Origin of the sequence: Nocardioides palaemonis (assembly GCF_018275325.1) — a bacterium.
In the GTDB taxonomy this organism is placed as follows: Bacteria; Actinomycetota; Actinomycetes; order Propionibacteriales; family Nocardioidaceae; genus Nocardioides; species Nocardioides palaemonis.
Genome location: NZ_JAGVQR010000004.1, coordinates 824,560 through 848,200, shown reverse-complemented (window position 1 = coordinate 848,200; position 23,641 = coordinate 824,560). Strand labels below are relative to the sequence as shown.

General features: G+C 74.3%; 20 protein-coding genes. 10 read left to right on the top strand and 10 right to left on the bottom strand.

Going from position 1 to position 23,641, the window contains the following annotated elements; genetic code table 11:
• Positions 1 to 8 precede the first annotated feature (8 nt).
• The 4 genes from recD to KDN32_RS19770 form a co-directional block, all read right to left on the bottom strand.
• On the bottom strand, positions 9 to 1,787 hold the full coding sequence (gene recD / locus KDN32_RS19785) for an exodeoxyribonuclease V subunit alpha (RefSeq protein ID WP_211734091.1): 1,779 nt from the start codon (positions 1,785 to 1,787) through the stop codon (positions 9 to 11).
• Complete coding sequence (locus KDN32_RS19780) at positions 1,784 to 5,122, bottom strand: UvrD-helicase domain-containing protein (protein WP_211734089.1); 3,339 nt, start codon at positions 5,120 to 5,122, stop codon at positions 1,784 to 1,786. The genes recD and KDN32_RS19780 overlap by 4 nt, the downstream gene beginning before the upstream one ends.
• Positions 5,122 to 8,472, bottom strand: coding sequence for an exodeoxyribonuclease V subunit gamma (gene recC, locus KDN32_RS19775; protein ID WP_211734087.1), 3,351 nt, complete (start codon positions 8,470 to 8,472; stop codon positions 5,122 to 5,124). The genes KDN32_RS19780 and recC overlap by 1 nt, the downstream gene beginning before the upstream one ends.
• 95 nt (positions 8,473 to 8,567) lie before the next feature.
• Positions 8,568 to 8,753 carry a hypothetical protein gene (locus KDN32_RS19770; protein WP_211734085.1) on the bottom strand — a complete coding sequence of 62 codons (186 nt, stop codon included), beginning with the start codon at positions 8,751 to 8,753 and terminating at the stop codon, positions 8,568 to 8,570.
• A gap of 138 nt (positions 8,754 to 8,891) precedes the next feature.
• Between KDN32_RS19770 and KDN32_RS19765 the strand changes: the two genes are divergently transcribed.
• The gene (locus KDN32_RS19765) at positions 8,892 to 9,737 is read left to right on the top strand and encodes a DICT sensory domain-containing protein (protein ID WP_211734083.1); all 846 of its coding nucleotides are present in this window, start codon (positions 8,892 to 8,894) and stop codon (positions 9,735 to 9,737) included.
• Between the two features lie 97 nt (positions 9,738 to 9,834).
• Here the strand turns inward: KDN32_RS19765 and KDN32_RS19760 are convergent, their stop codons facing one another.
• Positions 9,835 to 10,008 (bottom strand): CsbD family protein, encoded by a 174-nt coding sequence (locus KDN32_RS19760; protein ID WP_211734081.1) that lies wholly within the window; start codon positions 10,006 to 10,008, stop codon positions 9,835 to 9,837.
• Between the two features lie 53 nt (positions 10,009 to 10,061).
• Positions 10,062 to 10,337 (bottom strand): DUF7218 family protein, encoded by a 276-nt coding sequence (locus tag KDN32_RS19755; protein ID WP_211734079.1) that lies wholly within the window; start codon positions 10,335 to 10,337, stop codon positions 10,062 to 10,064.
• Between the two features lie 83 nt (positions 10,338 to 10,420).
• Between KDN32_RS19755 and KDN32_RS19750 the strand changes: the two genes are divergently transcribed.
• Positions 10,421 to 10,882, top strand: a complete 462-nt coding sequence (locus KDN32_RS19750) for a DUF6328 family protein (protein WP_211734077.1) — start codon at positions 10,421 to 10,423, stop codon at positions 10,880 to 10,882.
• Positions 10,883 to 10,896: 14 nt separating this feature from the next.
• Here KDN32_RS19750 and KDN32_RS19745 read toward each other — a convergent pair whose 3' ends face one another.
• Positions 10,897 to 11,331 carry an SRPBCC family protein gene (locus KDN32_RS19745; RefSeq protein ID WP_211734074.1) on the bottom strand — a complete coding sequence of 145 codons (435 nt, stop codon included), beginning with the start codon at positions 11,329 to 11,331 and terminating at the stop codon, positions 10,897 to 10,899.
• An 84-nt stretch (positions 11,332 to 11,415) separates the two neighbouring features.
• Here KDN32_RS19745 and KDN32_RS19740 point away from each other — a divergent pair, with 84 nt between their 5' ends.
• From KDN32_RS19740 to KDN32_RS19715, 6 genes are all read left to right on the top strand, one after another.
• Entirely contained in the window at positions 11,416 to 12,018 is a 603-nt protein-coding gene (locus KDN32_RS19740; protein WP_211734073.1) for a Dps family protein, read from the top strand.
• Positions 12,019 to 12,038: 20 nt separating this feature from the next.
• Complete coding sequence (locus KDN32_RS19735) at positions 12,039 to 13,232, top strand: hypothetical protein (protein ID WP_211734071.1); 1,194 nt, start codon at positions 12,039 to 12,041, stop codon at positions 13,230 to 13,232.
• A 204-nt stretch (positions 13,233 to 13,436) separates the two neighbouring features.
• Complete coding sequence (locus KDN32_RS19730) at positions 13,437 to 14,534, top strand: sugar ABC transporter substrate-binding protein (RefSeq protein ID WP_307854230.1); 1,098 nt, start codon at positions 13,437 to 13,439, stop codon at positions 14,532 to 14,534.
• A gap of 106 nt (positions 14,535 to 14,640) precedes the next feature.
• Complete coding sequence (locus tag KDN32_RS19725; RefSeq protein WP_211734069.1) at positions 14,641 to 15,417, top strand: ATP-binding cassette domain-containing protein; 777 nt, start codon at positions 14,641 to 14,643, stop codon at positions 15,415 to 15,417.
• A 27-nt stretch (positions 15,418 to 15,444) separates the two neighbouring features.
• Positions 15,445 to 16,710, top strand: a complete 1,266-nt coding sequence (locus KDN32_RS19720; RefSeq protein WP_211734067.1) for a sugar ABC transporter permease — start codon at positions 15,445 to 15,447, stop codon at positions 16,708 to 16,710.
• A 9-nt stretch (positions 16,711 to 16,719) separates the two neighbouring features.
• A complete protein-coding gene (locus KDN32_RS19715; protein ID WP_211734065.1) occupies positions 16,720 to 17,952 on the top strand; it encodes an ROK family protein in 1,233 nt (410 codons plus the stop codon).
• Positions 17,953 to 17,972: 20 nt separating this feature from the next.
• Here KDN32_RS19715 and KDN32_RS19710 read toward each other — a convergent pair whose 3' ends face one another.
• The 3 genes from KDN32_RS19710 to KDN32_RS19700 form a co-directional block, all read right to left on the bottom strand.
• The gene (locus KDN32_RS19710; RefSeq protein WP_211734063.1) at positions 17,973 to 18,977 is read right to left on the bottom strand and encodes an ROK family protein; all 1,005 of its coding nucleotides are present in this window, start codon (positions 18,975 to 18,977) and stop codon (positions 17,973 to 17,975) included.
• Positions 18,978 to 19,150: 173 nt separating this feature from the next.
• Positions 19,151 to 20,317, bottom strand: coding sequence for a xylose isomerase (xylA, locus tag KDN32_RS19705; protein WP_211734060.1), 1,167 nt, complete (start codon positions 20,315 to 20,317; stop codon positions 19,151 to 19,153).
• A gap of 16 nt (positions 20,318 to 20,333) precedes the next feature.
• A complete protein-coding gene (locus KDN32_RS19700; protein ID WP_211734058.1) occupies positions 20,334 to 21,722 on the bottom strand; it encodes an FGGY family carbohydrate kinase in 1,389 nt (462 codons plus the stop codon).
• Positions 21,723 to 21,892: 170 nt separating this feature from the next.
• Between KDN32_RS19700 and KDN32_RS19695 the strand changes: the two genes are divergently transcribed.
• Both KDN32_RS19695 and KDN32_RS19690 read left to right on the top strand, forming a co-directional pair.
• A complete protein-coding gene (locus tag KDN32_RS19695; protein ID WP_211734057.1) occupies positions 21,893 to 22,474 on the top strand; it encodes a TetR-like C-terminal domain-containing protein in 582 nt (193 codons plus the stop codon).
• Positions 22,471 to 23,604: an SGNH/GDSL hydrolase family protein gene (locus tag KDN32_RS19690; RefSeq protein ID WP_211734055.1), complete on the top strand. Its 1,134-nt coding sequence runs from the start codon at positions 22,471 to 22,473 to the stop codon at positions 23,602 to 23,604. The genes KDN32_RS19695 and KDN32_RS19690 overlap by 4 nt, the downstream gene beginning before the upstream one ends.
• The last annotated feature ends 37 nt before the right edge of the window (positions 23,605 to 23,641 follow it).

Below are 23,641 nucleotides of genomic sequence, written 5' to 3'. Positions count from 1 at the left end.
GGGGGAGGCTAGCTGGGATCTGTGTCCGAGGTGTTTCGGGCATCCGACAGCCGGGCACGCAGCCCGCTCGCCCGCAGCGCCTGCCGCTCGATGGCCGCCCGGACCGCCGACTCCGACCCGATCACCCGGACCTTGCGCTGCGCGCGGGTCACCGCCGTGTAGAACAGCTCGCGGGTGAGCAGGCGGGAGTCCTCGTCGGGGAGCAGGACGGTCATTTCGTCGGCCTGGCTGCCCTGCGACTTGTGGATCGTCATGGCATGCATCGTCTCGACGTCGCCGAGCCGCGACGGTGCGAGCTCCTGGAACCCGACGCCGGTGGCGATCGCCGCCCGCGGGCCCGTGGGGCTGGCGACCACCACGCCGGTGTCGCCGTTGTAGACGCCGAGCGAGTAGTCGTTGGACTGCACCAGGATCGGGCGACCGAGGTAGGCGGAGTCGGCGACCGCGACACCGGTCTCGGCGGTGAACCACTGCTCGATGCGACGGTTCCAGTGGCGCACACCGAAGGGGCCGTCGCGGTGGGCGCACAGCAGGCGGTGCCGGTCGAGCGCTGCGAGCGCACGCGCCGGATCACCCGCCGCGGCGGCGTCGTGGACCGCGAGGGCGTGGGGGAGGACGGCCGACCGGATGGTGCCGGCCGGGTCGCCGTCGGACACCCACTCGACGGCCTCGCCGCCAGCGCGGAGCGCGTCGACGGCGGCGTCCGCGTCGCCGAGCCGGAGCGCCTCGGCCAGCCGGCCGATCTCCGCGCCGTAGCGGTGGGCCGTGCGCAGCGCGGCGACCGGGGTGTCGGCGCGGTGCTCGTAGCCGCGGACGAGGTCGGTGAGGACCGCCCCCGCGTCGACGGAGGTGAGCTGGTCGGGGTCGCCGACCAGGACCAGCCGCGCCTCGGGGCGCGTGGCCTCGAGCAGGCGCGCCATCATCGTCAGCGACACCATCGAGGCCTCGTCGACGACCACGAGGTCGTGGGGGAGCCGGTTGCCGCGGTGGTGGCGGAAGCGGGTGCTGTTGCCGGGGTGCTGGCGCAGCAGCCGGTGGAGCGTCATCGCCGTCACGCCCGCGAGCCGGGTCTGGTCGGCGGCGCCGAACCGCGACGCCGAGTCGCGCACGGACTGCTCCAGCCGGGCCGCGGCCTTGCCGGTCGGGGCGGCCAGCGCGATCCGGAGCGGCCTGCCCTGGGCCTCGGCCTGCTCCACCAGGACGGCCAGGAGGCCGGCGACGGCAGTGGTCTTGCCGGTGCCGGGACCGCCGGTGATCACCGTGGTCGCCTGGGTGGCGGCCCGTCGGCAGGCCGCTCGCTGCTCGGAGGAGGCGGCGTCGGGGAAGACGCGCTCGAGGGCGGCGTCGAGCAGGCCGGCGTCGACGAGGTGGGTCACGGCCGCCCGCTCGCCGAGGTCGGCCAGGACCTGCGTCTCCTGCTCGTGGTAGCGGTCGAGGTAGACCAGGCCGTGCTCGACGTGGAGCAGCCCGGCGGCCACCACCGGGCTCGCGTCCGTCGCGCGGGCCCATTCCGCGGGCTCGGGCCACGGCACGTCGACGTCGGGCAGCGAGCCGGGCACCGCGGCGAGGTCGAGGCAGACCGACCCGTGGCGGACGGCCCGCACCGACAGGGCGATCGCCAGGAGCACCGTCTCGTCGCGCTCGCCGGCGAGCCGGCCGAGCGTGGTGGCGACGTGGACGTCGGCGGCGGTGACGACCCCCGCCGCGTTGAAGGCGCCGAGCAGCCCTGCGGCCGACAGGGCGAGGTCGCGGTCGTGGGCGTCGACGGGCTCGAAGGTGTCGTTCACCGCGCGGTCACCCCCGGTCGGACGCCGTCGAGCAGGTCGGACAGCTCCTCCACCAGCGCCACGGGCGGCCGCCAGGAGAAGACGCCGCACGGCCCCTGGTCGACGACCGGGGTCTCCGGGCCGCACATGCCACGGAGGTAGAGGTAGAGGACGCCGCCGAGGTGGGTGGCGGGGTCGTAGCCGGGCAGCCGCCAGCGCAGGAAGCGGTGCAGGACGACGGTGTAGAGCAGGGCCTGGAGCGGGTAGTCGGAGTGCGCCATCGCCTCGTCCAGCATCTCGGGGCGGTAGTCGTGGGCGGTCAGCGGCTGGTCGACCGGGCCGAGCCAGTTGGTCTTGTAGTCGACGGTGAGGAACCGCTCCGCGCCGCCGACCTCGAGCCGCAGCACGACGTCGATCGACCCGGTGAGGTAGCCGCGGAGCGACTGCGCGGCGAGGTCGGGGTCGCCGTCGAGCGCGTCGGCGTAGACCCGGACCGCGTCGCCCTCGGGCAGGTGGCGTCGCAGGAGCGGCGCGAGGTCGCCGAGGCGTACGTCGTCGGCGCCGGCGCCGGTGTCGCCCCCGGCGAGCGGGATCTCGAAGTCGAGCTCGCGAAGCCGGTCGGGGAGGCCGAGCGAGCGCAGCGTGCGACCGCCGGCCAGCGGCCCGAGCGGGCTGTCGCACACGGCGACGAGCGCGTCGGCGAGTCGGCCCGGGTCGAGGTCGACCGGCCACCACACGAGCTGCTCCTCGATGAGCCGGAGCAGCTCGGCGTGGAGGTCGTCGGCTGCCGGGTCGGCGTGCTCGAGCACCGCGTGCACCAGCGAGCCGAAGGTGGCACCGACCGGCAGGTCGGCCATCGGCGAGGGCACGGCCGCGCTCGCGGCGGCGGCGCCGTCGTCGGGCCGCAGGAGGAGGTCGTCGGCGGCGACCGCGGCGTCCTCGTCGGGCACGACCTCGGGCTCGGACAGCGCAGCGGCGGCGTGCGCCGCGCTCGCCGCGGAGAGCGAGGAGTAGGAGGTGCGGCGCCACGACGTGTCGACCGACCGCGTGAACGACCGCACGTCGAGCCGCTCGGTCGAGCGCTCGAGCGGCGTCGGGTCGGGCGCGACCAGGGTGGCGAGCTCGATGCTCGGCCCGCCCGCGTCCTGCCAGGCCGCGAGGATCGTCATCAGCCGGTCCTCGTCGACGAGCGCCTGCGAGTCCGGGACGGGAGCCATGCCGGGGCGACGCCCGAACAGCATCCGGTGCAGCGGCGAGTCCGGGGTGTTCCGCTCGGCCGCGGCGTACCACGCGACGACCTGCGACTGCGCGCGCGTCATCGCGACGTAGAGCAGCCGCAGCGACTCGCCGGCGTCCTCGCGCCAGTGCCGGCGCAGCGCCTCGCGGTGGTGGGCGCTCGGGCCACCGACGTCGCGGCAGCGCCGGCCCTGGTCGTCGTGGAAGAGCGGCACCCCGGGGTCGCGCCCGGTGTAGCGGTTCCAGAGGGTCGGGAGGTAGACGACGGGGTACTGGAGGCCCTTGCTGCCGTGGATCGTGACCAGCTGGACGGCCTCGGCGTCGGAGTCGAGGCGGCGGGTGCGCTCGGAGGCGACCTCGAGCTTGTCGTCGGCGACCTGCTCGCGCAGCCACGCCAGCAGCCCGACCAGGCCGAGCCGCTCCTCGGTCGCGACGCGCAGCAGCGACTCCCCGACGTGGCGCAGGTCGGTGAGGGTGCGCTCGCCACCGACCCGGGCGAGCACCCGCGCGGTGAGCCCGCCGACCGCGGCCGACTCGACGACCGCGGCGACGCCCCGCTGGGTGAACACGTCGGCGAGCACCCGGACGCGGGCCGCGAGGTCGTCGGTCACGGCGTCGCCGCCGGCGTCGAGCGATGCGGCGGTGTGACCGAAGAACGAGGTGAGCGCCGCGGCGCGCACCCGGTCGGCCCGGTGCGGCTGCTCGAGCGCCTCGAGGAGGGTGAGCCACTCGCCGGCCGCCGGCGTGTGGAACACCGAGCCGCCGGCGTTGACGACCGACGGGACGCCGACCTCGGCGAGCGCCTGCTGGACGGCCTCGAGCTCGTTGCGTCGCGCGGCGAGGACCGCGATGTCGCCCGGCTGGAGGTCGCGCCCGTCGAAGGTCGGCGCCGCCTCGATCAGGCGCTTGATGTCGTGGGCGGTGTCGGTGACGACGTGGTCGCGCCACAGCGCGACCGGAGGCTTGGACCGCGGGCCCTTGCCCAGCTCGGCGCGCCGCACGACGCGCAACCGGAACGGCGCCCCGGCGCCGACCAGTCGTGACTCCTCGAGGTGGGCGTCGACGGGGTGGACGACGATGCGCTCGTCGCCGAGCTGCGCTTCCTGGAGGACCGCGTGGACCGACCGCAGCAGGGGGCCGTCGGAGCGCCAGTTGACGCCGAGGGTCTGCGTCGTCGTCGCGGTCCCGGCGGCCTGGAGGTAGGTCACGATGTCACCGCCGCGGAAGGCGTAGATCGCCTGCTTCGGGTCGCCGATGAGCACCATCGTGGTCGTGGCGGAGAAGGCCCGCTGGAAGACCTGCCACTGCACCGGGTCGGTGTCCTGGAACTCGTCGATCAGCACGAACTTCCAGCGGTGCTGCATCCGTCGGCGGGCGGCCGCGGTGGTGTCCTCCAGCGCGTCGGCGAGCTGGCTCAGCAGGTCGTCGTAGCTGAGGATCCCGAGCCGGCGCTTGCGGCGGTCGACCTCCTCGAGCACCTGGCTGGCGAAGCGCACCCGCATCGCGGCCGCCGAGTCCGGCGCCTCGGTGAGGACGGCGCTCGGCTCGACCACGGCCCGCGGGTCGCCCACCACCGAGCGGGCGAGCTCGAGCGCGGCGGCCCTGGTCCACGGAGGGCTCTGCTCGTGGCCGAAGGCGGCGAGGTAGAGGTCGTCGACCGTCTCGGCCGTGAGCTGCTCGAGGTCCTCGACGAGCGTGGCCGACGCGTCGGTGTCGCCGGCGACGCCGAGGCTGCGGAGCACGAGCTGGCAGAACTGGTGGATGGTGGCGATGGTCGCCGCGTCGAACGACACGAGGGCGGTCGTCAGCCGCTCGAGGCGCAGCGCGAGACCGGCGGCGTCGGCGTCGAGGAGCCAGTCGTGCAGGCGGTTGGAGCGATCGCGCCCGAGCGTGCCGTCGAGCACCCGGACCGCCTCGTCGAGCTGGCGGCGCACGCGCTCGCGCAGCTCCTGGCTCGCGGCGCGGGTGAAGGTGACGACCAGCATCTCGTCGAGCGGGCAGCCGAGCGCGACGTGCTTGGTGACCAGCGCCGCGATCGTCCAGGTCTTGCCGGTGCCGGCGCTGGCCTCGAGCAGGGTGGTGCCGGGCGCGAGGTCGGCCGCGATGTCGAAGACGTCCATCACAGCCCCCTGACCTGCGCGTGGCCGCCGTCGATGAGCGGCCCCCACAGCCGCCAGGCGAAGTGGCCCAGCCGGTGCGGGCCGTCCTCGCCGGGGCGGGTCGGCGCCGCGAGGAGGTCGAAGTCGGCGTGCTCGCCGAAGGCGCGGACGTGCCACACGTCGGCGTCCTCCTGGGGGAAGCCGGAGTCGTTGAAGCGCGGGGTCTCCCACGCGGCGCGGCCCTTGAGGTCGGGGTCGCCGTCGCTGCCGGCGCGCACCCGGCGCAGCTCCTCGGCCCACGCGAGCGACGTCTTCACCGGCAGGGGGAGCGGCTCGCGCTGCCCGAGGTCGTAGAGGGCGACGAGGTCGCGCAGCCACTGCTCGGCCTCGTGCTGGGCGAGCGGGGCGACCTGCTGGGCCTGGCCGCCCGAGCGGTGCTTGCCGATGGTGTGGACCGTCCAGTTCTCGTCGGGGAGGCCGGCGCCGAGCGCGAGCGCGTCGAGCCAGGAGGCGAGGCGGTGCTTGGCGCCGAGGTTGGAGAAGGACACCGAGACCGCGTTGTTGCCCCACACGTCGCTCACGGTCCCGGACAGGCGCCGGCCGCCACCGAGGTCGATGTCGACGTCGAGGGTGCGGTGGGCGCCGCGCCGCAGCCGTTGCGCGGCCTCGACCAGCGGGCGTGCGTTCTTCACGATGTCGGTCAGCACGCCGACGCCGAGGCCGCCGGGCGGGAGGGTGCCGGCGAGCTGCTCGGCCACCATCGCGGCCTGCGGGTCGGCGCCCGACATCACGTTGCTCACGATGCGGTCGCCGACCGCCCACTTCTCGAGCGCGTCGAGGGTGATCGGGATGGCGTCCTTGACCTCGTCGGCGTCGTAGGGTCGGGCGATCCGCAAGCGGCGGAAGAAGCCACGCACCGGGTGGGCGAGGAAGTCGTGGAGGTCGGCCAGCGAGACGTCGCCGGTGGCGGGATCCGGCGCCGGGAGCGGCTCGGGCACCAGCACCCCGACCGGGGTGCGGTCGGCGCGGGCGGCGCTGGCCCCGTCGAGCGCGAACCGGTCGAACGTGAAGGCTCCGCCGGCGCGCAGCCGGCCCGCGACGAAGTTGTCCTCGTCGAACGGCTGGAGCGGGTGCTGGGTGAGGACGTGGTCGCGCACGGGTCCGGCCGCCGTGCGGTCGAGCGCGTCGAGCAGCTCCCCGAGCGGGACGGCGGGCGGGCGCTCTGCGCCGGTGTGCTCGCCGCGACCGGTGTAGGTGATGACCAGCGTGTCGGTCGCGGCGACGATCGCGTCGAGGAACAGCTGGCGGTCCTCGGCCCGCAGGTCGCGCTCGCCCGTGCGCGGGCGTCGGGCGAGGACGTCGTCGCCGTCGACGGTCGAGACCCGCGGGAAGACGCCGTCGTCGAGGCCCACGAGGCAGACGACCCGGTGCGGCACCGAGCGCATCGGGACCATCGTGCAGACCGTGAGGGTGCCGGTGCGGAAGTTGGAGCGGGTCGGTCGTCCGCGCAGCCGCTGCTGGAGCAGCGCCCGCACGTCGGCCTGGCGCAGCGTCGTTCCGGAGTCGGCCGCCCCGGCCGCGATGCGCGAGACCTCGCGGTCGAACTGGGCGACCTGCCAGACCTCGGTCAGGGGCGTCGAGGTGAGCCGGTGGACCGCCTCGGACACCGTCGTCGTCCAGTCGGCCACGGTGCGCGCCCGCTCGGCGCCGTCGACGAACGCGTGCAGCCGCTCGACCATCTCGGCGAAGCGGCCGACCAGGTCGAGGTCGCCGTCGCTCACGTCGTCGACCGGTACCGTGCCGGCGACCTGGCGGTGGTCGAGCCCGGACATCGCGGCGCCGAGCAGCACCCGGCGCAGGCCGGCCACCCAGGTGTTGGCCTCGAGACCGTCGAGCCCGAACGCGCCGCGGTGGCGCCCGTCGTAGCCCCAGCGGACCCCGCTCTCCTGCACCCAGTGGGAGATCCGCTCGAGCTCGTCGTCGCCGAAGCCGAAGCGCGCCCGCACGGGGTCTGCGCCGGCGATGTCGAGCACCTGGCTGGCCGTCATCCGCCCCCGGACGAGCTCGACGAGCTGCGCGGCCAGGGCGAGCAGCGGGTTGGTGGCGGCGAGCGACCGGTCGGCGAGGCGTACGCGCAGCTGGTGGCCGGGGTGCCCGGCGCCCTCGCCGGCCACGTCGGCCATGCCGAAGGCCGCCGAGATCAGAGGCGCGTAGGTCTCGATGTCGGGGACCATCACGAGGATGTCGCGCGGCTCGAGCGTCGGGTCGTCCTCCAGCAGCCCCACGAGCACCTCGCGCAGCACGTCGACCTGTCGCGCGGCGCCGTGGCAGGCGTGCACCTGGACCGAGTCGTCGAGGCCGGTGCGGGCGGCCCGCTCGTCGGGACCGGGCGTGCGGTTGGCGCGCAGGTCGGACTGCAGCCAGCCGAGCAGCGTGCCGGGCGGCGCGGGCGCCGGCTCGGCGTGGTCGGTCGGCACGTCGCCGAGCGTGCGCCGCAGCTCGCGGGCGTCGCGCCCGAGCGACCCGAGGAGCGGGTGGCCCACGACCGCGGCGGAGCGGTCGGCCGCGCGCGGCACCTGCCCCTCCCGGGCCGCCGGTGCGAGGGCGTCCCAGAGCGCGGTGGAGGCCTGCGGGAGCCAGAGGTGGACGTCGCGGAGCCCGGCGAGGGCGCCGAGCAGGGCGACCTCGGTCTCCGGCAGCCGGGTGTGCCCGAAGAGCGAGAGCCGCGGCGGGAGGTCGAGACCCTCGCCCCCGCCGGACCGCAGCCGCTCCAGCGTGGCGGCGTGGCGGACGTCCGGCGCCGGAGCGTCGACGCGCTCGAGGAGCCGGCGCCACAGCGCCGCCTGCCAGGCGAGGTCGTCGTCGAGCGCACCGCCCGCGCCGTCGGAGTCACGGCCCTCGCGCCAGTCGGTGAGCAGGGCCGGGCGCTGCACGGCGTAGGAGCTGAACAGGCCCGCGAGGCGCCGGGCCACGGCGTAGCGCCGGGCGCTGCGCTCGTCGGCAGGGTCCCCGCCGCCGAGGTGGTCGGTGAGGTCCTCGAAGCCCGGTGCGCCCATCACCTCGTCGACGACCTCGAGCAGCGGCCAGGCGAGGCGGTCGGGGCTCCACGGGTCCTCGCCGTCGCGGTCGAGCAGCATCGAGACGAGCGAGTGGGGCGTCACGAAGTCGACGCCCGCGCAGACGCCGTCCGACCCGCCGGAACCGGTCCCGAGCCGGTGCGACAGGCGCTGGGTGAGCCACCGCTCCACGCCGCGCGCCGGCACTACGACGACCTCCCGGGCGAACGGGTCCGGCAGCGGTGCGGCGAGCAGGGACCCCAGCGCCTCCGCCAGTGCGTCCGTGCGCTCGGCGGTGTGCAGGTGGAGGGTCACGGCGCTCACCCTACGAGCGGCGACCGACACCCGGGCTCACGCCGCCTGACCGGGTCGACCCCCGCCGCACGGAAGGAGTGCGGCGGGGATCGTGCTCAGCGTCGCGGCAGCGGACGCGGAGCGGGGGCCGGCGATGCCCCCCGGTCGAGGGCCCGCGGCACGGGGGCCGCCGCGGGACGCTCGATCTCGTCGGCGCGCAGCGCGTCCATCCGCCAGATCACCGCGCAACCCACGATCGCGACGATGATGGCCATGGTGCTGATGAAGATCATGCTGCCCATGAGGACCTCCTGGGTGAGGGGCGACCGGCGAGAGCGCCGGTCTGGTAAAACCTCTGCAATCATGTATAGGTTACTTCCGCACCGATGACAAGGGTTGCGCGCAGGTCGTCACGAGGGGAATCACGAGGGGAGACGGGCATGGCGGGTCCCGACGAGGGCTTCAGCATCGGCGTGCTCGCCGCACGCACCGGCCTGACGCCGACCGTGCTCCGCACGTGGGAGAACCGCTTCGGGTTCCCGGCGGGCGAGCGCGCGCCCTCGGGCCACCGCCGGTTCACCGATGCCGACGTCGAGCTGGTGCGCCAGGTCCTCGACGTGCGGGCGTCGGGCGCGACCCTCCAGGCGGCCATCGAGTCGGTGGCGCGTCGTCAGGAGCAGCGCGTCGCCGACTCGGTGCACGCGGCGCTGGTCGAGCAGTTCCCCGACCTGCGGCCACACCGTTTCGGTCGGCGCGCGCTCGTCGCGGCGTCGCACGCGATCGAGGACGAGGCCCTGGCGCGCGCCGAGCGGGCGGTCGTGCTGGGGGCGTTCCAGCGCGGGCACAACTACGCGTACTCGCAGCACCGCTGGGACGAGCTGGCACGGACGGCGCTCTGGTCGGCGGTCGTCGCGGACTTCGCCGGCGTGGGCGACCTGCCCGCCGACCCCGGCGCCAGCCCGGCTCGCTGCCAGCTGCCGGACGACTCGCCGATGCGGCGGGAGTGGACCGTGGTGACGCTGTCGCCGACGCGGGGAGCAGTCCTGTCGGCGTGGGAGGTGCCGTCGCGACCCGGGGACTCGCGCACGTTCGAGTCGGTCGTCAGCACGCACCGGCCCGTGGTCCTCGCGGCGGCGCGGGTCCTGGTCGGCGTCGCCGAGGCGTCGGGGGCCGTGGCGCCGGACCACGTGACGGACCTGCTCGACGCGCACGCTCCGCAGCCCTCGCCCGTCGACGCCGACCGGATGTGGCTGCGGGCGCTGGCCCTCCTCGACCCCGAGCGCTGAGACGCGGGGGTGGTCCGGGCACGGAACGGGCCGGCCTGCATGTGCGTGACGTGCAGTGCCGGCCCATCCCCGACCGCGTGCGGTCGTGGCCCCCGTGTCAGTTCTTGAAGACGTCCTTGATCTTCTCGCCGGCCTGCTTGAGGTTGGCGCCCATCTGGTCGCCCTTGCCCTCGGCCTCCATCTGCTCGTCGCCCGTGGCGCGGCCGGTGGTCTCCTTGGCCTTGCCCTTGAGCTCCTCGCCCTTGTTGCCGATCTTGTCGTCCAGGCCCATCGTGTGCTCCTCGGTGTCGGGGTCGGCCGCCCCGGGTGGGCGGTCGGGGTGGGTCAGTGGTGGCGCAGGGCGTCGACCAGCTCGTCCTTGGTCATCGACGAGCGGCCCTCGATGTCGAGCTCGGCGGCGCGGTGCCGCAGCTCCTCGACCGTGCGGTCCTCGTAGTCGCTGGCCTCGCCGCCCCGCTCGCCCACGGCCGTGCGGCCCTCGGCGGCGGACGCGTTGGCGATCCGCGCGGCCTTCTCCTTGCTCGCGCCCTCGTCGCGCAGGGCTTCGTAGACCTCGGGGTCCTTGACCGACGGTCCGGGATCCTTCTTCTTCTCAGCCATGTCTCCACCGTGCCACCGGAGTGGCTGGCGGACACCACCCGTCGGTGGGTGTGTGCCCGGCGGGCGGCCGGTAGCGTCCGCCCATGACGACGGGCAGGGAGGGCGAGACGCCGCAGCAGCGCGCGGACCGCAACTGGCTCGAGCTGCTGCAGGAGCTGCGGGTCAGCCAGACCGGCGTCCAGCTGCTGGCCGGCTTCCTCGCCACGCTGCCGTTCCAGTCCCGCTTCGGCGAGCTCGACGCGTTCCAGCGCGGTCTCTACGTCGGGCTGCTCGCGCTGGCGTTCACCACCGTCGGGGTCACCCTGGCGCCGGTGGCGATGCACCGGCGGATGTTCCACGGCAACGTCAAACCGGAGCTGGTGCAGGTCGGCCACCGGCTCACCGAGATCGCGCTCTGGCTGATCGGCGTGCTGCTCGCCGGCATCGTCTTCCTGGTCGTCGACGTGGTCTACGACCGGCTGGCGGCCTCGATCGCGGCGCTGGTCGCGCTGGTGGTGCTCGCCGGTCTGCTGCTGGTGCTGCCCGTCCGTGCGGCCGCGGACTGAGCCGCGGATCGAGGTCAGGAGAGCCGGTCGAGGCTCCGGCGCAGCTGCGGCAGGGTCTTCGCGGCGAGCACCGGGAGCCAGAGCCCGACGACCGGGGAGCCGAGTGCGGCGAGGCCGGAGAAGGAGAAGTCGGCCGAGTAGCGCACCTGCGTCCCGGCCCCCGACGGCTCCAGCTCGAAGCGGTCGTGGCCCTCGAACCCGTCGCGGCCACCCCGGAGGTGGACCAGCCGTCCCGGCTCCAGCGCCACGGCGGTGTAGGTCAGCTCGACCTCGCGCCCGAGGAACGTCGACACGTTGCGGTAGATGGTCCCCTCGCCCCCGTCGCCGTCGACGCGCTCGCACGACCGGGTCCCCGGGTCCCACTCCTCGGCGTTGCGGAAGTCCGCGAGGTAGGCGAAGGCCGCCGTGGGCGTCGCGGACGTGGTGAAGGTGCGGGCGATCGAGGGCATGGCCACGACGCTAGCGCCCACCCGGACGGGTGGGCGCTGGCCGCCGCCCGTGAGTTTGTCCAAGGTTTGTCCTACCTTGGGGCCATGACCACACACAGCACCGACACCACCGTCACCAGCGGCTCGGACGCGCCGCTGACGGTCCCCGGACTGAGCCCGTCCACCGGCCACGCGGTCGCCGACGCGCTGCAGATGCGCGTCCACGCGCTCAACGACCTGCAGCTCACCCTCAAGCACGCCCACTGGAACGTCGTGGGCCCGCACTTCATCGGCGTCCACGAGATGCTCGACCCGCAGATCGACGGCGTACGCGACATGGTCGACGTCCTCGCCGAGCGGATGTCCACCCTCGGCGTGCCGCCCAACGGCCTCCCCGGCGCCCTCGTCTCGGCGCGCACGTGGGACGACTACTCCCTCGACCGCGCCGACACCGCGGCCCACCTGGCCGCGCTCGACCTCGTCTACACGGGGGTCATCGAGGACCACCGCGCCGCCATCGCTGCTGTGGGCGACGACCCGGTCACCGAGGACATCCTGATCGGGCAGACCGCCGACCTCGAGCAGTACCAGTGGTTCGTCCGTGCCCACCTGCAGGGCACGAGCGGCGCGCTCGTCTCCGGCGGTGCCGGCGACGAGGTGGCGGTGGCCGAGGCGACCGTCGACGCGAAGGCTCCCGCACAGCGCTGAGCCGGGGCAGACTCCTCCGGGTGAGCATGCTCGCCCGCACGACCGCGGCCGCAGCCGCCCTGGGCCTCGCGGCCCTGGGCGGCTGCTCCGCGTCGCCGTCCGCGGACCCCGCCCCCGACCCGGTGCTCGCCTCGGTGCGCTGGGCCGAGCACGCGCTCCCCGCGCCCCCGGGTCCGCCCGGTCGCACCGTCGTCCGGGACGCCGTCGGGTGCGGCGCCGGGTGGTGGGTGGTCGGTGCGGTGTTCCTCGACCACCCGACCGAGACCCGCGACACCCGGCCGGCGGCCTGGTTCTCGACGGACCGCGAGACGTGGGCCGCGGTGCCGGTCACGATGACGACCTACTGGGGCCGGCGCGCCATCCTCTCCTCCGTCGCCTGCTCGCGGGGGCGCGTCGTCGCGGTGGGCGCCCGCGCCGGGGGTGCCCACGGCAACCCGCGGGTCACCACCTTCCGCCCCGCCGGCGACGGGCTCGTCGACGTCCGCACCACGTTCGTCCAGTACGGCGGGGTGACCGCGACCAACGTCGGCCCGGTGTCGGGCGGCGACGCCGGCTGGATGATCGCGGGCAACCGGACCTCGGGCCCCGGGGTGTGGGTGACCGACGACCCGCGCGGCTTCACCCGCGTCGAGGGCGAGCCTGGCCTCACCGACGACGGCGACCTCGAGTCGCTGGCCCAGGCTGCCGGCTGGACCGGGTCGGAGTGGGTGCTCGTCGGCGCCGGCTCGCGCATCGGCCACCGCCTCGACCAGGACCCGCTCGCCTGGACCTCGTCGGACGGGCTGTCCTGGACGGCGGAGGAGGTGCCGGCCGAGGAGGGCTTCGAGGACCTCCACCGCGTCGTGGCGCTCGACGACCGGACGGTCGTCGCGGTGGGCCGCAGCGGCGACACGTTCGCCGCCTGGCTGCGCGAGGACGGCGCGTGGTCGACCGCCGAGCGGTTCGGGGCGATCTCCGACGACTGGCGCGGCACCCCCTACGTCGCCTCGCTCGCCCGCACCCCGCTCGGCCTGCTCGCCACGCTCAGCACGGGCGACCACTACGAGCTGTGGCGCAGCGGGGACGGCCGCGCCTGGACCCGCGTGGAGGTCCCGCTCGAGCCACCCACCGCGGGCGACCACACGCTCGTGGCGGCCGAGGGCGACGAGCTGCTGCTGGTCGGCGACTCCGGCGACGGCGGCCACGTCTGGAGCGGCGCGGTCGTCGAGCGCTGAGCCGCCCGACGGACTGGTCCAGTCCGCTCGGCCGTCCCGCCACGCGTAACGACCGTCACGCCAGGTAACGAACCGGCAACGGTCGCGCGTGGGTATGGACGTGACCACGGTCACTCCATATGTTGTGCCGAACAACATATGTACGACGGCTTGGCGCCCAGGACCAGCCGACGTGCGATTCGAAATCGCTAGGAGGCGGTTCGTGTGAAGCGGAAGCACAGTCTGGTCCTCGTCACCCTGCTCGGTGCGGCCATGAGCCTCACGGCGTGTGGCGGCGACGACAGCGGTGACAACGGCGGCGGCGGCGACAGCGGCAGCGGCTCGGAGGCCACCGGCAAGATCGGCGTCATCCTCCCCGACACCGAGTCCTCGGTGCGCTGGGAGAGCGCGGACCGCCCGGCCCTCGAGGCGGCCTTCAAGGAGGCGGGTGTCGACTACGACATCCAGAACGCCGAGGGCGACGCGAACAAGATGACCCAGATCGCCGACTCGATGATCGGCAACGGCGTCACCGTCCTCGCGATCGTCAACCTCGACTCCGAGTCGGGCGCGGCGATCCAGGAGAAGGCCGAGTCGCAGGGCGTGGCCACGATCGACTACGACCGCCTCACCCTCGGTGGCACGGCGCAGTACTACGTGTCCTTCGACAACACCAAGGTCGGCGAGCTGCAGGGACAGGGCCTCGCGGACTGCCTCGGTGACAAGGACGCCAACATCGTCTACCTCAACGGCTCGCCCACCGACAACAACGCCACGCTCTTCGCCGAGGGCGCGCACAGCGTGCTCGACGCGATGAGCAACTACACCGTCGTCGGTGAGCAGGCGGTCCCGGACTGGGACAACGAGCAGGCTGCCACGATCTTCCAGCAGCTCTACACCGCTGCCGACGGCAAGGTCGACGGCGTGCTCGCGGCCAACGACGGCCTCGGCGGCGCGGCGATCAGCATCCTCGAGGGCGCCGGCCAGGCCGGCAAGGTCCCGGTCACCGGCCAGGACGCCACGGTCGAGGGCCTGCAGAACGTCCTCGCCGGCACCCAGTGCATGACGGTCTACAAGTCCGCCACGCAGGAGGCCGGTGCGCTCGCCGACGTGGCGATCGCGCTCGCCACCGGCGGCGAGGCCGAGACCACCGGCACCACGGTCGACTCCTCGGACGACAGCGAGGTCCCCTCGATCCTGCTGACCCCGCAGGCCATCACCAAGGACAACGTGGGCGACGTGATCGACGACGGCGGCCAGAAGGTCGAGGACGTCTGCGCGGGCAAGTTCGCCAAGCTGTGCCAGCAGGCCGGGATCTCCTGACCCGCTGACCCACACCACGAGTGACGACGCCCGGTCGGGTGACCCGGCCGGGCGTCGTTCCTCGTCCACCCGCACAACAAATTCGTTCGCGATCGGAAGTGACCTCATGACCCAACCGCTGCTCGAGCTGCGCGGAGTCAACAAGAGCTTCGGCGTGGTGCACGTCCTCCACGACGTCGACTTCGCCGTCTACCCGGGGCAGGTCACCGCCCTCGTCGGCGACAACGGCGCCGGCAAGTCGACGCTGGTCAAGATCATCGCCGGCATCTACGGCCGCGACAGCGGCGACTACTACTTCGACGGGTCGGCGGTCGACGTCCACGGCCCCCGCGACGTCGCCGCGCTCGGCGTCGAGATCGTCTACCAGGACCTCGCGCTCTGCGACAACCTCGACATCGTCCAGAACATGTTCCTCGGCCGCGAGGAGACCTCCCGCTTCGGCCTCGACGAGATCACCATGGAGACCCGCGCCCGCGAGACCCTGGCCTCGCTGTCGGTCCGCACGGTGAAGTCGGTGCGCCAGAGCGTGGCCAGCCTGTCCGGCGGCCAGCGCCAGACAGTCGCGATCGCCAAGGCCGTCCTGTGGAACTCCAAGGTCGTCCTCCTCGACGAGCCGACCGCCGCCCTCGGCGTGGCGCAGACCCGCCAGGTGCTCGACCTGGTGCGCCGCCTCGCCGACCACGGCCTCGGCGTGGTGCTGATCTCGCACAACATGGGCGACGTCTTCGAGGTCGCCGACCGGATCACCGCCCTCTACCTCGGCCGGGTGGCCGCGGACGTCCCCGCGAAGGACGTCTCGCACAGCCAGGTCGTCGAGCTCATCACCGCCGGACGCTCCGGGGACCTCGGCATCGCCGACACCTCCGCGAACGCGGCCGTCTGACCCGCCCGCGAAGGACCGGAGACCCTCATGACCGACGTCACCACCTCGACCCCGTCCGCGGGCTTCGACAACGACAACCGCCAGGCAGCGACCCTCGGCGACGCGTTCCGCGACTACCTCAACCGGCTGCGCGGCGGCGACATGGGCTCGCTGCCGGCGATCTTCGGCCTGGTCGTGCTGTTCGTGGTCTTCACCTCGCTGCACGACCGGTTCCTCACGACCTACAACATGGCCAACCTGGTCATCCAGGCCGGCTCGATCATCGTGCTGGCGATGGGCATCATCTTCGTGCTGCTGCTCGGTGAGATCGACCTGTCCGCCGGTGTCGCCGGCGGTGCCTCGGCGACGGTGACCACCCTGATGCTGATCGACCACGACTGGACCTGGTGGCTGGCGACGCTCCTGGGCATGGCCGTCGGCGCGGTCATCGGCCTCGCCATCGGCTCGCTCGTCTCCGTCCTCGGCATCCCGTCGTTCGTCGTCACCCTCGCGTTCTTCCTCGGCCTGCAGGCGGTGCCGCTCAAGCTCATCGGCGCCGGTGGCTCGCTGCGCTTCAACGACCCGGTGCTGCGCGGGCTGTCGATCAACAACGTGCCGGTCACGGCCGGGTGGATCGCAGCACTCGTCATCGTGCTCGGCTTCGCGGGCCTGTCGCTCTACCGCTACCGCTCGCTGTCGGCCAAGGGCCTGGTCCACCCGCCCATGGCCCTCGTGGTCCTGCGCATCGCGGTGCTCGCCGTGATCGTCCTCGGCATCACCGCGCTGCTCAACTCCAACCGCGCACCCAACCCCAACCTGTTCAACATCAGCGGCATCCCGTGGGTGCTCCCCGTCGTGATCGCGCTGCTGCTGTTCTGGACCTTCATCCTCACCCGCACCCGCTTCGGGCGGCACCTCTACGCGGTCGGCGGCAACGCCGAGGCCGCGCGTCGCGCCGGCATCAACGTCACCCGGGTGCGCATCTCGGCGTTCGTCATCTGCTCGGGCATGGCGGCGATCGCGGGTCTGCTGTCGGCGTCCTACACCGGCAAGGTCTCGCCCGGTGCTGGTGGCGGCAACGACCTCCTCTACGCCGTGGGCGCCGCGGTCATCGGTGGCACCAGCCTCTTCGGAGGCCGCGGCCGGGCGCTCGACGCCGTCATCGGCGGCCTCGTCATCGCGACCATCCCCAACGGCCTGGGCCTGCTCAACCAGGCGAGCTACATCAACTTCATCGTGACCGGCGGCGTGCTGCTGCTGGCCGCGAGCGTGGATGCGATCTCGCGTCGTCGTCGCTCCTCGGCGGGCGTCTAGGTCACGACCATGAGCCCGCAGCAGCGGCGCTCGGGCCTCGGCACGAACCAGGAGGCCGTCCGGCGCCACAACCTCGGGACGCTGCTCCGGCACGTCCACGGCGCCGGACAGATCTCCCGGGCCGAGCTCACCAGCCTGATGGGGCTCAACCGCAGCACCATCGCGGCCCTGGTGGGGGAGCTGGAGACCCTCGGGATCTCCGAGCGGGCCACCCCGGTCGGGGGCGCACGGCAGGGAGCCGGGCGCCCCTCGGCGGGAGTCAGGATCGCCGGGGAGGGCCCGTTCGTGATCGCGGTCGACCTCGGGGTGGACCGCGCCGTCGTGGCCCGGATCGGCCTCGGCGGCCGGGTCCTGCAGCGCGCCCAGGCGCCCGTGCAGAGCGACGGCGAGGCGTGGCAGGTCGGCGCGTCCGTGGCCGCCCTGATCCGCGGGGTCGTCGAGGACGCCCCTGCGGCCGCCCCGCTCGTCGGCATCGGCATCAGCGTGCCCGGCCTGGTGCGGCGCAGCGACGGGCTGATCCGGCTCGCCCCCAACCTGGAGTGGCACGACGTGTCGTTCGGCGGCATCGTCCTGGCCGCGCTCGGGCTCGACGTGCCGGTGTCGCTGGCCAACGACGCCGACCTCGGCGCGCTGGCCGAGCACATCCGCGGGGCCGGCGTGGGCGTCGACGACCTGATCTACGTCTCCGGCAACGTCGGCGTCGGTGCCGGCGTGATCGCCGGCGGCCACCGGCTCGAGGGTGCCGGCGGCTACGCCGGCGAGATCGGGCACCTGCGCTTCAACCCCGAGGGCCGGCCCTGCCACTGCGGCAACCGCGGCTGCTGGGAGACCGAGGTCGGGGCCCACGCGATCGCCGAGGCGATCCACTGCCCGCCGGACAAGGTGGCCCAGCTCGACGAGGTGCTCGACGGCTTCGCCCAGCCCTCGCGCGAGCTGCGCGAGACCGGCACGGCGCTGGGCCACGGCCTGGCCAGCATCGTCAACACGTTCAACCCGCGCATGGTCGTGCTGGGCGGCTACTTCCGCTCGCTCTACCGCCTCGTCGGCGCCGAGGTGCAGGCCGGCCTCGCCGATCGGGCGCTGCCGGCCCCGCTGGAGTCGGTCATCCTGTCGCAGCCCGGGCTGGGCTCCGACTCGCCGCTGCTCGGCGCCGCCGAGATCGCCCTCGAGCCGCTGTTCGTCGACCCGGTCGCCGCCCTGGGCAGCGCCCTGGTCGACGTGCGCGCCCGCCTGGCGGGCTGACCGGCTGCGCCGCCCCCCGCTCAGCCGAGCGCGGTGAGGTCGAGCTCGCCGGCGAGCACCGGACCGAGCGCGAGCTCGGCCGCGCCGAGGGCGGCCGCGCCGGTGCCGAGCGTGCTGAGGCGGAGCTCGGGACGGACCTGCGCCGCCGAGGCGAGCCGCTCGTCGAGGGTGCGCCGGGCCGGGGCGAGGACGAGGTCGCCCAGCGGTGCGAAGTAGCCGCCGAGGACGACCACCTCGGGGTCGAGCACGCTGCTCAGCATCGCGATCCCGAGCCCGAGGTCGTGCCCGACCCGCTCCAGACCGGCCCGCACTGCCCGGTCCGTGGCCGCCCGCTCGGCCACCGCCGCAGCCGTGGCGAGCGGGGTGTCGAGCTCCGCCATGCCCACCGCGGCCAGCATCGCGTGCAGGCCGACCGACGCCTCCCAGCAGCCCCGTCGCCCGCATCCGCACGCGGCGGACGAGTCGCCGATCGGCATGTGGCCGACCTCGCCGGCGAAGCCCGCGGCGCCGCGCATCACCTCGCCGTCCTGCACGATCCCGGCGCCGATGCCGACGGTGCCGGTGAGGTAGAGCGCGTGCCCGACGCCGGTGGCGGCGCCGTGGTGCGACTCGGCGTACGCCGCGCAGTTGGCGTCGTTGCTCACGCCCACCCGGACGCCGGGCACCAGGTCGTCGAGCGCCTCGGCCAGCGACGGCCCGTCGACGCGCAGGTTGGGCGCCCACGCGACTGTGCGGTCGTCGCCGCGGACCAGCGCGGGCACGGCCACGCCCGCCCCGACCACGGTGCACCCGTCCGCGCCCCGGGCGAGGGCCTCGCGGGCGAGGTCCAGCAGCCCGTCGACGTCGGAGGTGCCGGTGGCGGCACGGGTCTCGGCCAGCCGGGTGCCTCCGGTGAGGTCGAGCACCACGGCCGACACGTAGTCGACGTTGAGCTCGAGGCCGAGGCCCACGAAGCGGTCGCCGCGCAGCGCCACGGGGCGGCCCGGACGACCGCGGCCACCGGCCAGCGGCTCCTCCTCGGCCACCGCGCGAGCGGCCTCGAGGTCGGCGACGATGACCCCGACGGTGGCCTTCGCCAGCCCGGTCCGCTGCGCGAGCCCGGCCCGCGTGGACGGCCCGGACCGGCGCAGCTCGCGCAGGACCGCAGCGGTGTTGGCCCGCCGCAGCCCCTCGGTGGCCGCGCCGGACCGCTGGCCGGTCAGCGGACGCCGTAGAGGTGCTCGAGCGCCAGCTGGTCGAGGTGCTCGGTGGCCGCGCCGATCGCACCGAGCTGGTCGGGGTCGGGCAGCTCCCAGTCGAGCAGCTGCTTCCAGTCCTCGCCCTCGCCGAGCGTGGGCCGGGCGAGCTCGGGCAGGCGGGCCGCCTCCAGCGCTGCCTGCACCTCGGGGTCGGCACGGAACGCCTTCACCTTCTCGCGCAGGATCAGGTAGTTGCGCATGTTGGCCGCCGCGCTGACCCACACGCCGTCCTCGTCCTCGATCCGCGAGGGCTTGAAGTCGAAGTGGACCGGGCCGTCGTAGCCGCCGGCGAGCAGCGCGTCGACCACCCAGAAGGCCCCGCGCACGTTGCCGGCGCCGAAGCGCAGGTCCTGGTCGTACTTCGGGCCGTTCTGGCCGTTGAGGTCGATGTGGAACAGCTTGCCCTGCCACAGCGCCTGGGCGTAGCCGGCGGCGGCGTTCATGCCGGCCATCTCCTCGTGGCCGATCTCCGGGTTCACGCCGACGAGCTCGGGGCGCTCGAGCTGGTTGATGAAGGCGAGCGCGTGGCCGATGGTCGGCAGCAGGATGTCGCCGCGGGGCTCGTTGGGCTTGGGCTCGATGGCGAACTTCAGGTCGTAGCCCTGGTCGACGACGTACTGGCCGAGGAGGTCGAAGGCCTCCTTCATGCGGTCGAGCGCGACGCGGGTGTCCTGGCTGGCGCCGTACTCCGCGCCCTCGCGGCCGCCCCACGCGACGTAGACCTTGGCGCCGAGCTCGGCCGCGAGGTCGACGTTGCGCATCACCTTGCGGATCGCGAAGCGGCGGATGTCGCGGTTGTTGTTGGTGAAGCCGCCGGCCTTGAAGACGGGGTGGCTGAAGAGGTTGGTCGTGGCGGTGGTGACCACGAGGCCGGTGTCGGCCAGGCCCTTCTTGAACCGGTCGATGATCTGGTCGCGGGTGGCGTCGTCGCTGCCGAAGGGGATCACGTCGTCGTCGTGGAAGTTCACGCCGTAGGCGCCGAGCTCCGCGAGCTTCTCGAGCGAGTGGACGGTGTCCATCGGCGGCCGGGTGGCGCCGCCGAACGGGTCGACGCCCTGCCAGCCGACGGTCCAGAGGCCGAAGGAGAACTTGTCCTCGGGGGTGGGGGTGGGGATCGCGGTGCTCATGGTGGTGCCTTCCGTGTCAGTCGTTCCAGGGTGCGGTGCGGGTCCGCAGCTCGGCGTACGCCGCGCGCACGTCGGGGGTCGGGTCGGCCTCGAGGACCGTGGTCGCGCCGGGCGACCAGGCGGGTGGGGCATCGGTGCCGGCGAGCGCCCAGGCGGCCTGGCGGGCCGCGCCGAGCGCGACGTACTCGCCCTCGGGCGGCAGCGAGACCGGGCGGCCGAGGACCGCGGGGGCGAGGGCGCGGAGCGCCGCGCTCCTCGTCGCGCCGCCCACCACCAGCACCCGGCGCGGCTCCTCGCCGGTCGCCGCGACCAGCCGGTCGACGGCGTCGGCGAGCGAGCAGAGGAGCGCCTCGTACGCCGCCCGCGCGAGGTCCTCGCGGCTGGTGGACGGGGTCAGCCCGGTCCAGGTGCCGACCGCCGTCGGGCGGTTCGGGCTGCGCTCCCCGCCGTAGTAGGGGAGGAGGGTGACGCCGCCCGCGCCCGGGGTCGAGGCCAGTGCGAGGTCGGCGAGGCCGGCGTGGTCGACGCCGAGCCAGCGTGCCTGGAGGTCGAGGATGCCGGCCGCGTTGATCGTGGTGACCATCGGCAGGAAGCCGCCGCTGGCGTCGGCGAAGCCGGTCACCGTGCCGGTGCCGTCGGCCACCGGCGTGCTGCTGATGGCCGAGGCGACGCCCGAGGTGCCGACCGAGACGAGCACGTCGCCGGGCTCGAGCGCCATGCCGAGCGCCGCGCCCATGTTGTCGCCGGTGCCGCCCGCGAGGACCGCGCCGGACGCGGTGTGGGCCGCGACGGCGCCGGGGGCGACGACGCGCGGCAGGGCGACCTCGTGGCCGATCGCCCGGGCCGCGAGGTCGGGGCGCCACTCGCCGGTCGCGGTGGCGAAGTAGCCGGTGCCGGACGCGTCGCCGCGGTCGGTGAACGGGTCGGTGCCCGGGGCGGCGAGGTGGCGCGAGACGTGGTCGTGGGGGAGCAGCACCGAGCGGACCCTTGCCGCGGTGTCGGGCTCGTGGTCGCGCACCCAGCGCAGCTTGGCCGCGGTGAAGGAGGCCACCAGCACGCTGCCGACGGCGTCGGCGCAGGCCTGCGGCCCGCCCATCTCCGCGACTAGGTCGCGCGCGGCCCCGGCGGAGCGGGTGTCGTTCCAGAGCAGCGCGTCGCGGACCGGGACGCCCGTGTCGTCGAGCGCCACCATCCCGTGCTGCTGGCTGGCGACGGCGACCGCGTCGGCCCGGTCGAGCAGCCCCTCGGTCGCCGCGTCGACGGCGTCCAGCCAGGCGCGCGGGTCGACCTCGGTGCCGGGCGGGTGCGGCGCGGTGCGGGTGTCGACGATCCGGCCGTCGTCGGCGTCGACGAGGACCGCCTTGGTCGACTGCGTGGAGGAGTCGAGGCCGAGCACGAGGGTCACCCGACCTATTAAGTACGAGTCTCGAACTAAAGTCAATGGGTCCGCATCCCCGGGTGGTAGCTCAGTGACGTCCTGCTGTCGATCGCACCCCGCGGCGACCGTTGGACACTGGACTACCCCGACAGTTCCTAATGATGTTAGGATGCGGACTCAACAACGAAGGAGATGCCGTGCCCCGAGCAGGACTCACCGCCGACGCGGTCGCGCGGGCGGCGGCCGACCTGGCCGACGAGGTCGGGCTGGACGCCGTGACCCTCGCGGCGCTCGCGCGCCAGTTCGGCGTCGCGGTCCCGAGCCTCTACGCCCACGTCCGCAGTGCCGCCGACGTCCGCACCCGCGTCGCGCTGCTCGCGCTGGAGGAGACCGCCGACCTCGCGGCGGCGGCGCTCGCCGGCGTCAGTGGGCGTGCCGCGCTGGGGGCGCTCGGCGACGTCTGGCGGACCTACGCCCGCGAGCACCCGGGTCGCTACGCCGCCACCCGGCTTCCCTTCGACCGCGAGACCGCGGCGGCCAGCGCCGGACCCCGCCACGCGGCGCTGGTCCGCGCCGTGCTCCGCGGCTACGACCTCTCCGACGACGCCGCGACCCACGCGGTGCGGCTGCTCGGCGCCACCTTCCACGGCTACGCCGCGCTCGACGCGGCAGGTGCCTTCGGCCACGTCGCCGGCGCCCCGACCTCCGACGAGACCTGGCAGCGCGTGCTCGACGGTCTCGACACCCTCGTCCGATCCTGGGAGACCCACACCTCATGACCACCCTCACCCCCGTCCCCGACGTCGCCGCACTGGTCCGCGGAGCCGTCGAGCTCGAGCCCACCGCCGCCGGCCTCCTGCCGCACCGGCTGCCCGCCTGGGCCCGCGCCCAGACCGACGACCCGCAGCTGCGGCTCGTCGAGGTCCAGCCCTCCGGCGTACGCCTCGCCGCGCGGACCGCGGCGACCCGTCTCGAGCTCGACGTGCTGCCCACGAAGCGGCAGTACGCCGGTGCTCCCGCCCGCCCGGACGGGCGCTACGACGTGCTGGTCGACGGCGCGCTCGTCGAGCAGCTCACCGCCCCCGGCGGCAACGTGCTCACCGTCGACATGATGACCGGCGCGAACACGTTCGAGGCGGGGCCGCCGACCACGCTGTCCGTCGCGCTCCCCGCTGGCGACAAGGCGCTCGAGGTCTGGCTGCCGCACGACGAGCAGACCGAGGTCGTCGCCGTGCGCGCCGACGCGCCCCTCGAGCCGCTGGCCGACGACCGCCCCCGCTGGATCCACCACGGCAGCTCGATCAGCCACGGCTCCAACGCCACCCACCCGACCGGCACCTGGCCGGTGGTCGCGGCCCGGCTCGCGGGCCTCGACCTGCTCAACCTCGGGTTCGGCGGCAGCGCGATGCTCGACCCGTTCGTGGCCCGCACGATCCGCGACACCCCCGCCGACCGGATCAGCGTCAAGCTCGGCATCAACCTGGTCAACGGCGACGTGATGCGCCGCCGGGTCCTCGGCCCCGCGGTCCACGGGTGGCTCGACACGATCCGCGACGGCCACCCCGAGACGCCGCTGCGGCTGGTCTCGCCGATCTTCTGCGGCGCCCACGAGTCGACCCCCGGGCCCACCGCGCCCGACCTGGCGGCGATGGCCGAGGGCCGGGTCGCGTTCGTCGCGAGCGGTGACCCCGCCGCCGTGGCGGCCGGCGCGCTCACCCTGCAGGTCGTGCGCGAGGTGCTCGCTGAGGTGGTGGAGCGCCGGGCCGACCCGCACCTGTCCTACGTCGACGGCCTCGGCCTCTACGGCCCGGCCGACGCCGAGCGGCTGCCCCTGCCGGACAACCTGCACCCCGACGGCGCGACCCACCAGCTGATCGGGGAGCGGTTCGCCGCCCTTCCCGGCTGGTGAGCCGAGTTGCGACACCATTATCTCAAATGAGACATTG

Bases quoted from the DNA above. Each gene is read 5' to 3' on its own strand.
- KDN32_RS19780 (WP_211734089.1), bottom strand. From the start codon at position 5,122: ATGGACGTCTTCGACATCGCGGCCGACCTCGCGCCCGGCACCACCCTG.
- KDN32_RS19770 (WP_211734085.1), bottom strand. From the start codon at position 8,753: ATGGGCAGCATGATCTTCATCAGCACCATGGCCATCATCGTCGCGATC.
- KDN32_RS19765 (WP_211734083.1), top strand. From the start codon at position 8,892: ATGGCGGGTCCCGACGAGGGCTTCAGCATCGGCGTGCTCGCCGCACGC.
- KDN32_RS19760 (WP_211734081.1), bottom strand. From the start codon at position 10,008: ATGGGCCTGGACGACAAGATCGGCAACAAGGGCGAGGAGCTCAAGGGC.
- KDN32_RS19755 (WP_211734079.1), bottom strand. From the start codon at position 10,337: ATGGCTGAGAAGAAGAAGGATCCCGGACCGTCGGTCAAGGACCCCGAG.
- KDN32_RS19750 (WP_211734077.1), top strand. From the start codon at position 10,421: ATGACGACGGGCAGGGAGGGCGAGACGCCGCAGCAGCGCGCGGACCGC.
- KDN32_RS19745 (WP_211734074.1), bottom strand. From the start codon at position 11,331: ATGCCCTCGATCGCCCGCACCTTCACCACGTCCGCGACGCCCACGGCG.
- KDN32_RS19740 (WP_211734073.1), top strand. From the start codon at position 11,416: ATGACCACACACAGCACCGACACCACCGTCACCAGCGGCTCGGACGCG.
- KDN32_RS19725 (WP_211734069.1), top strand. From the start codon at position 14,641: ATGACCCAACCGCTGCTCGAGCTGCGCGGAGTCAACAAGAGCTTCGGC.
- KDN32_RS19720 (WP_211734067.1), top strand. From the start codon at position 15,445: ATGACCGACGTCACCACCTCGACCCCGTCCGCGGGCTTCGACAACGAC.
- KDN32_RS19715 (WP_211734065.1), top strand. From the start codon at position 16,720: ATGAGCCCGCAGCAGCGGCGCTCGGGCCTCGGCACGAACCAGGAGGCC.
- xylA (WP_211734060.1), bottom strand. From the start codon at position 20,317: ATGAGCACCGCGATCCCCACCCCCACCCCCGAGGACAAGTTCTCCTTC.
- KDN32_RS19690 (WP_211734055.1), top strand. From the start codon at position 22,471: ATGACCACCCTCACCCCCGTCCCCGACGTCGCCGCACTGGTCCGCGGA.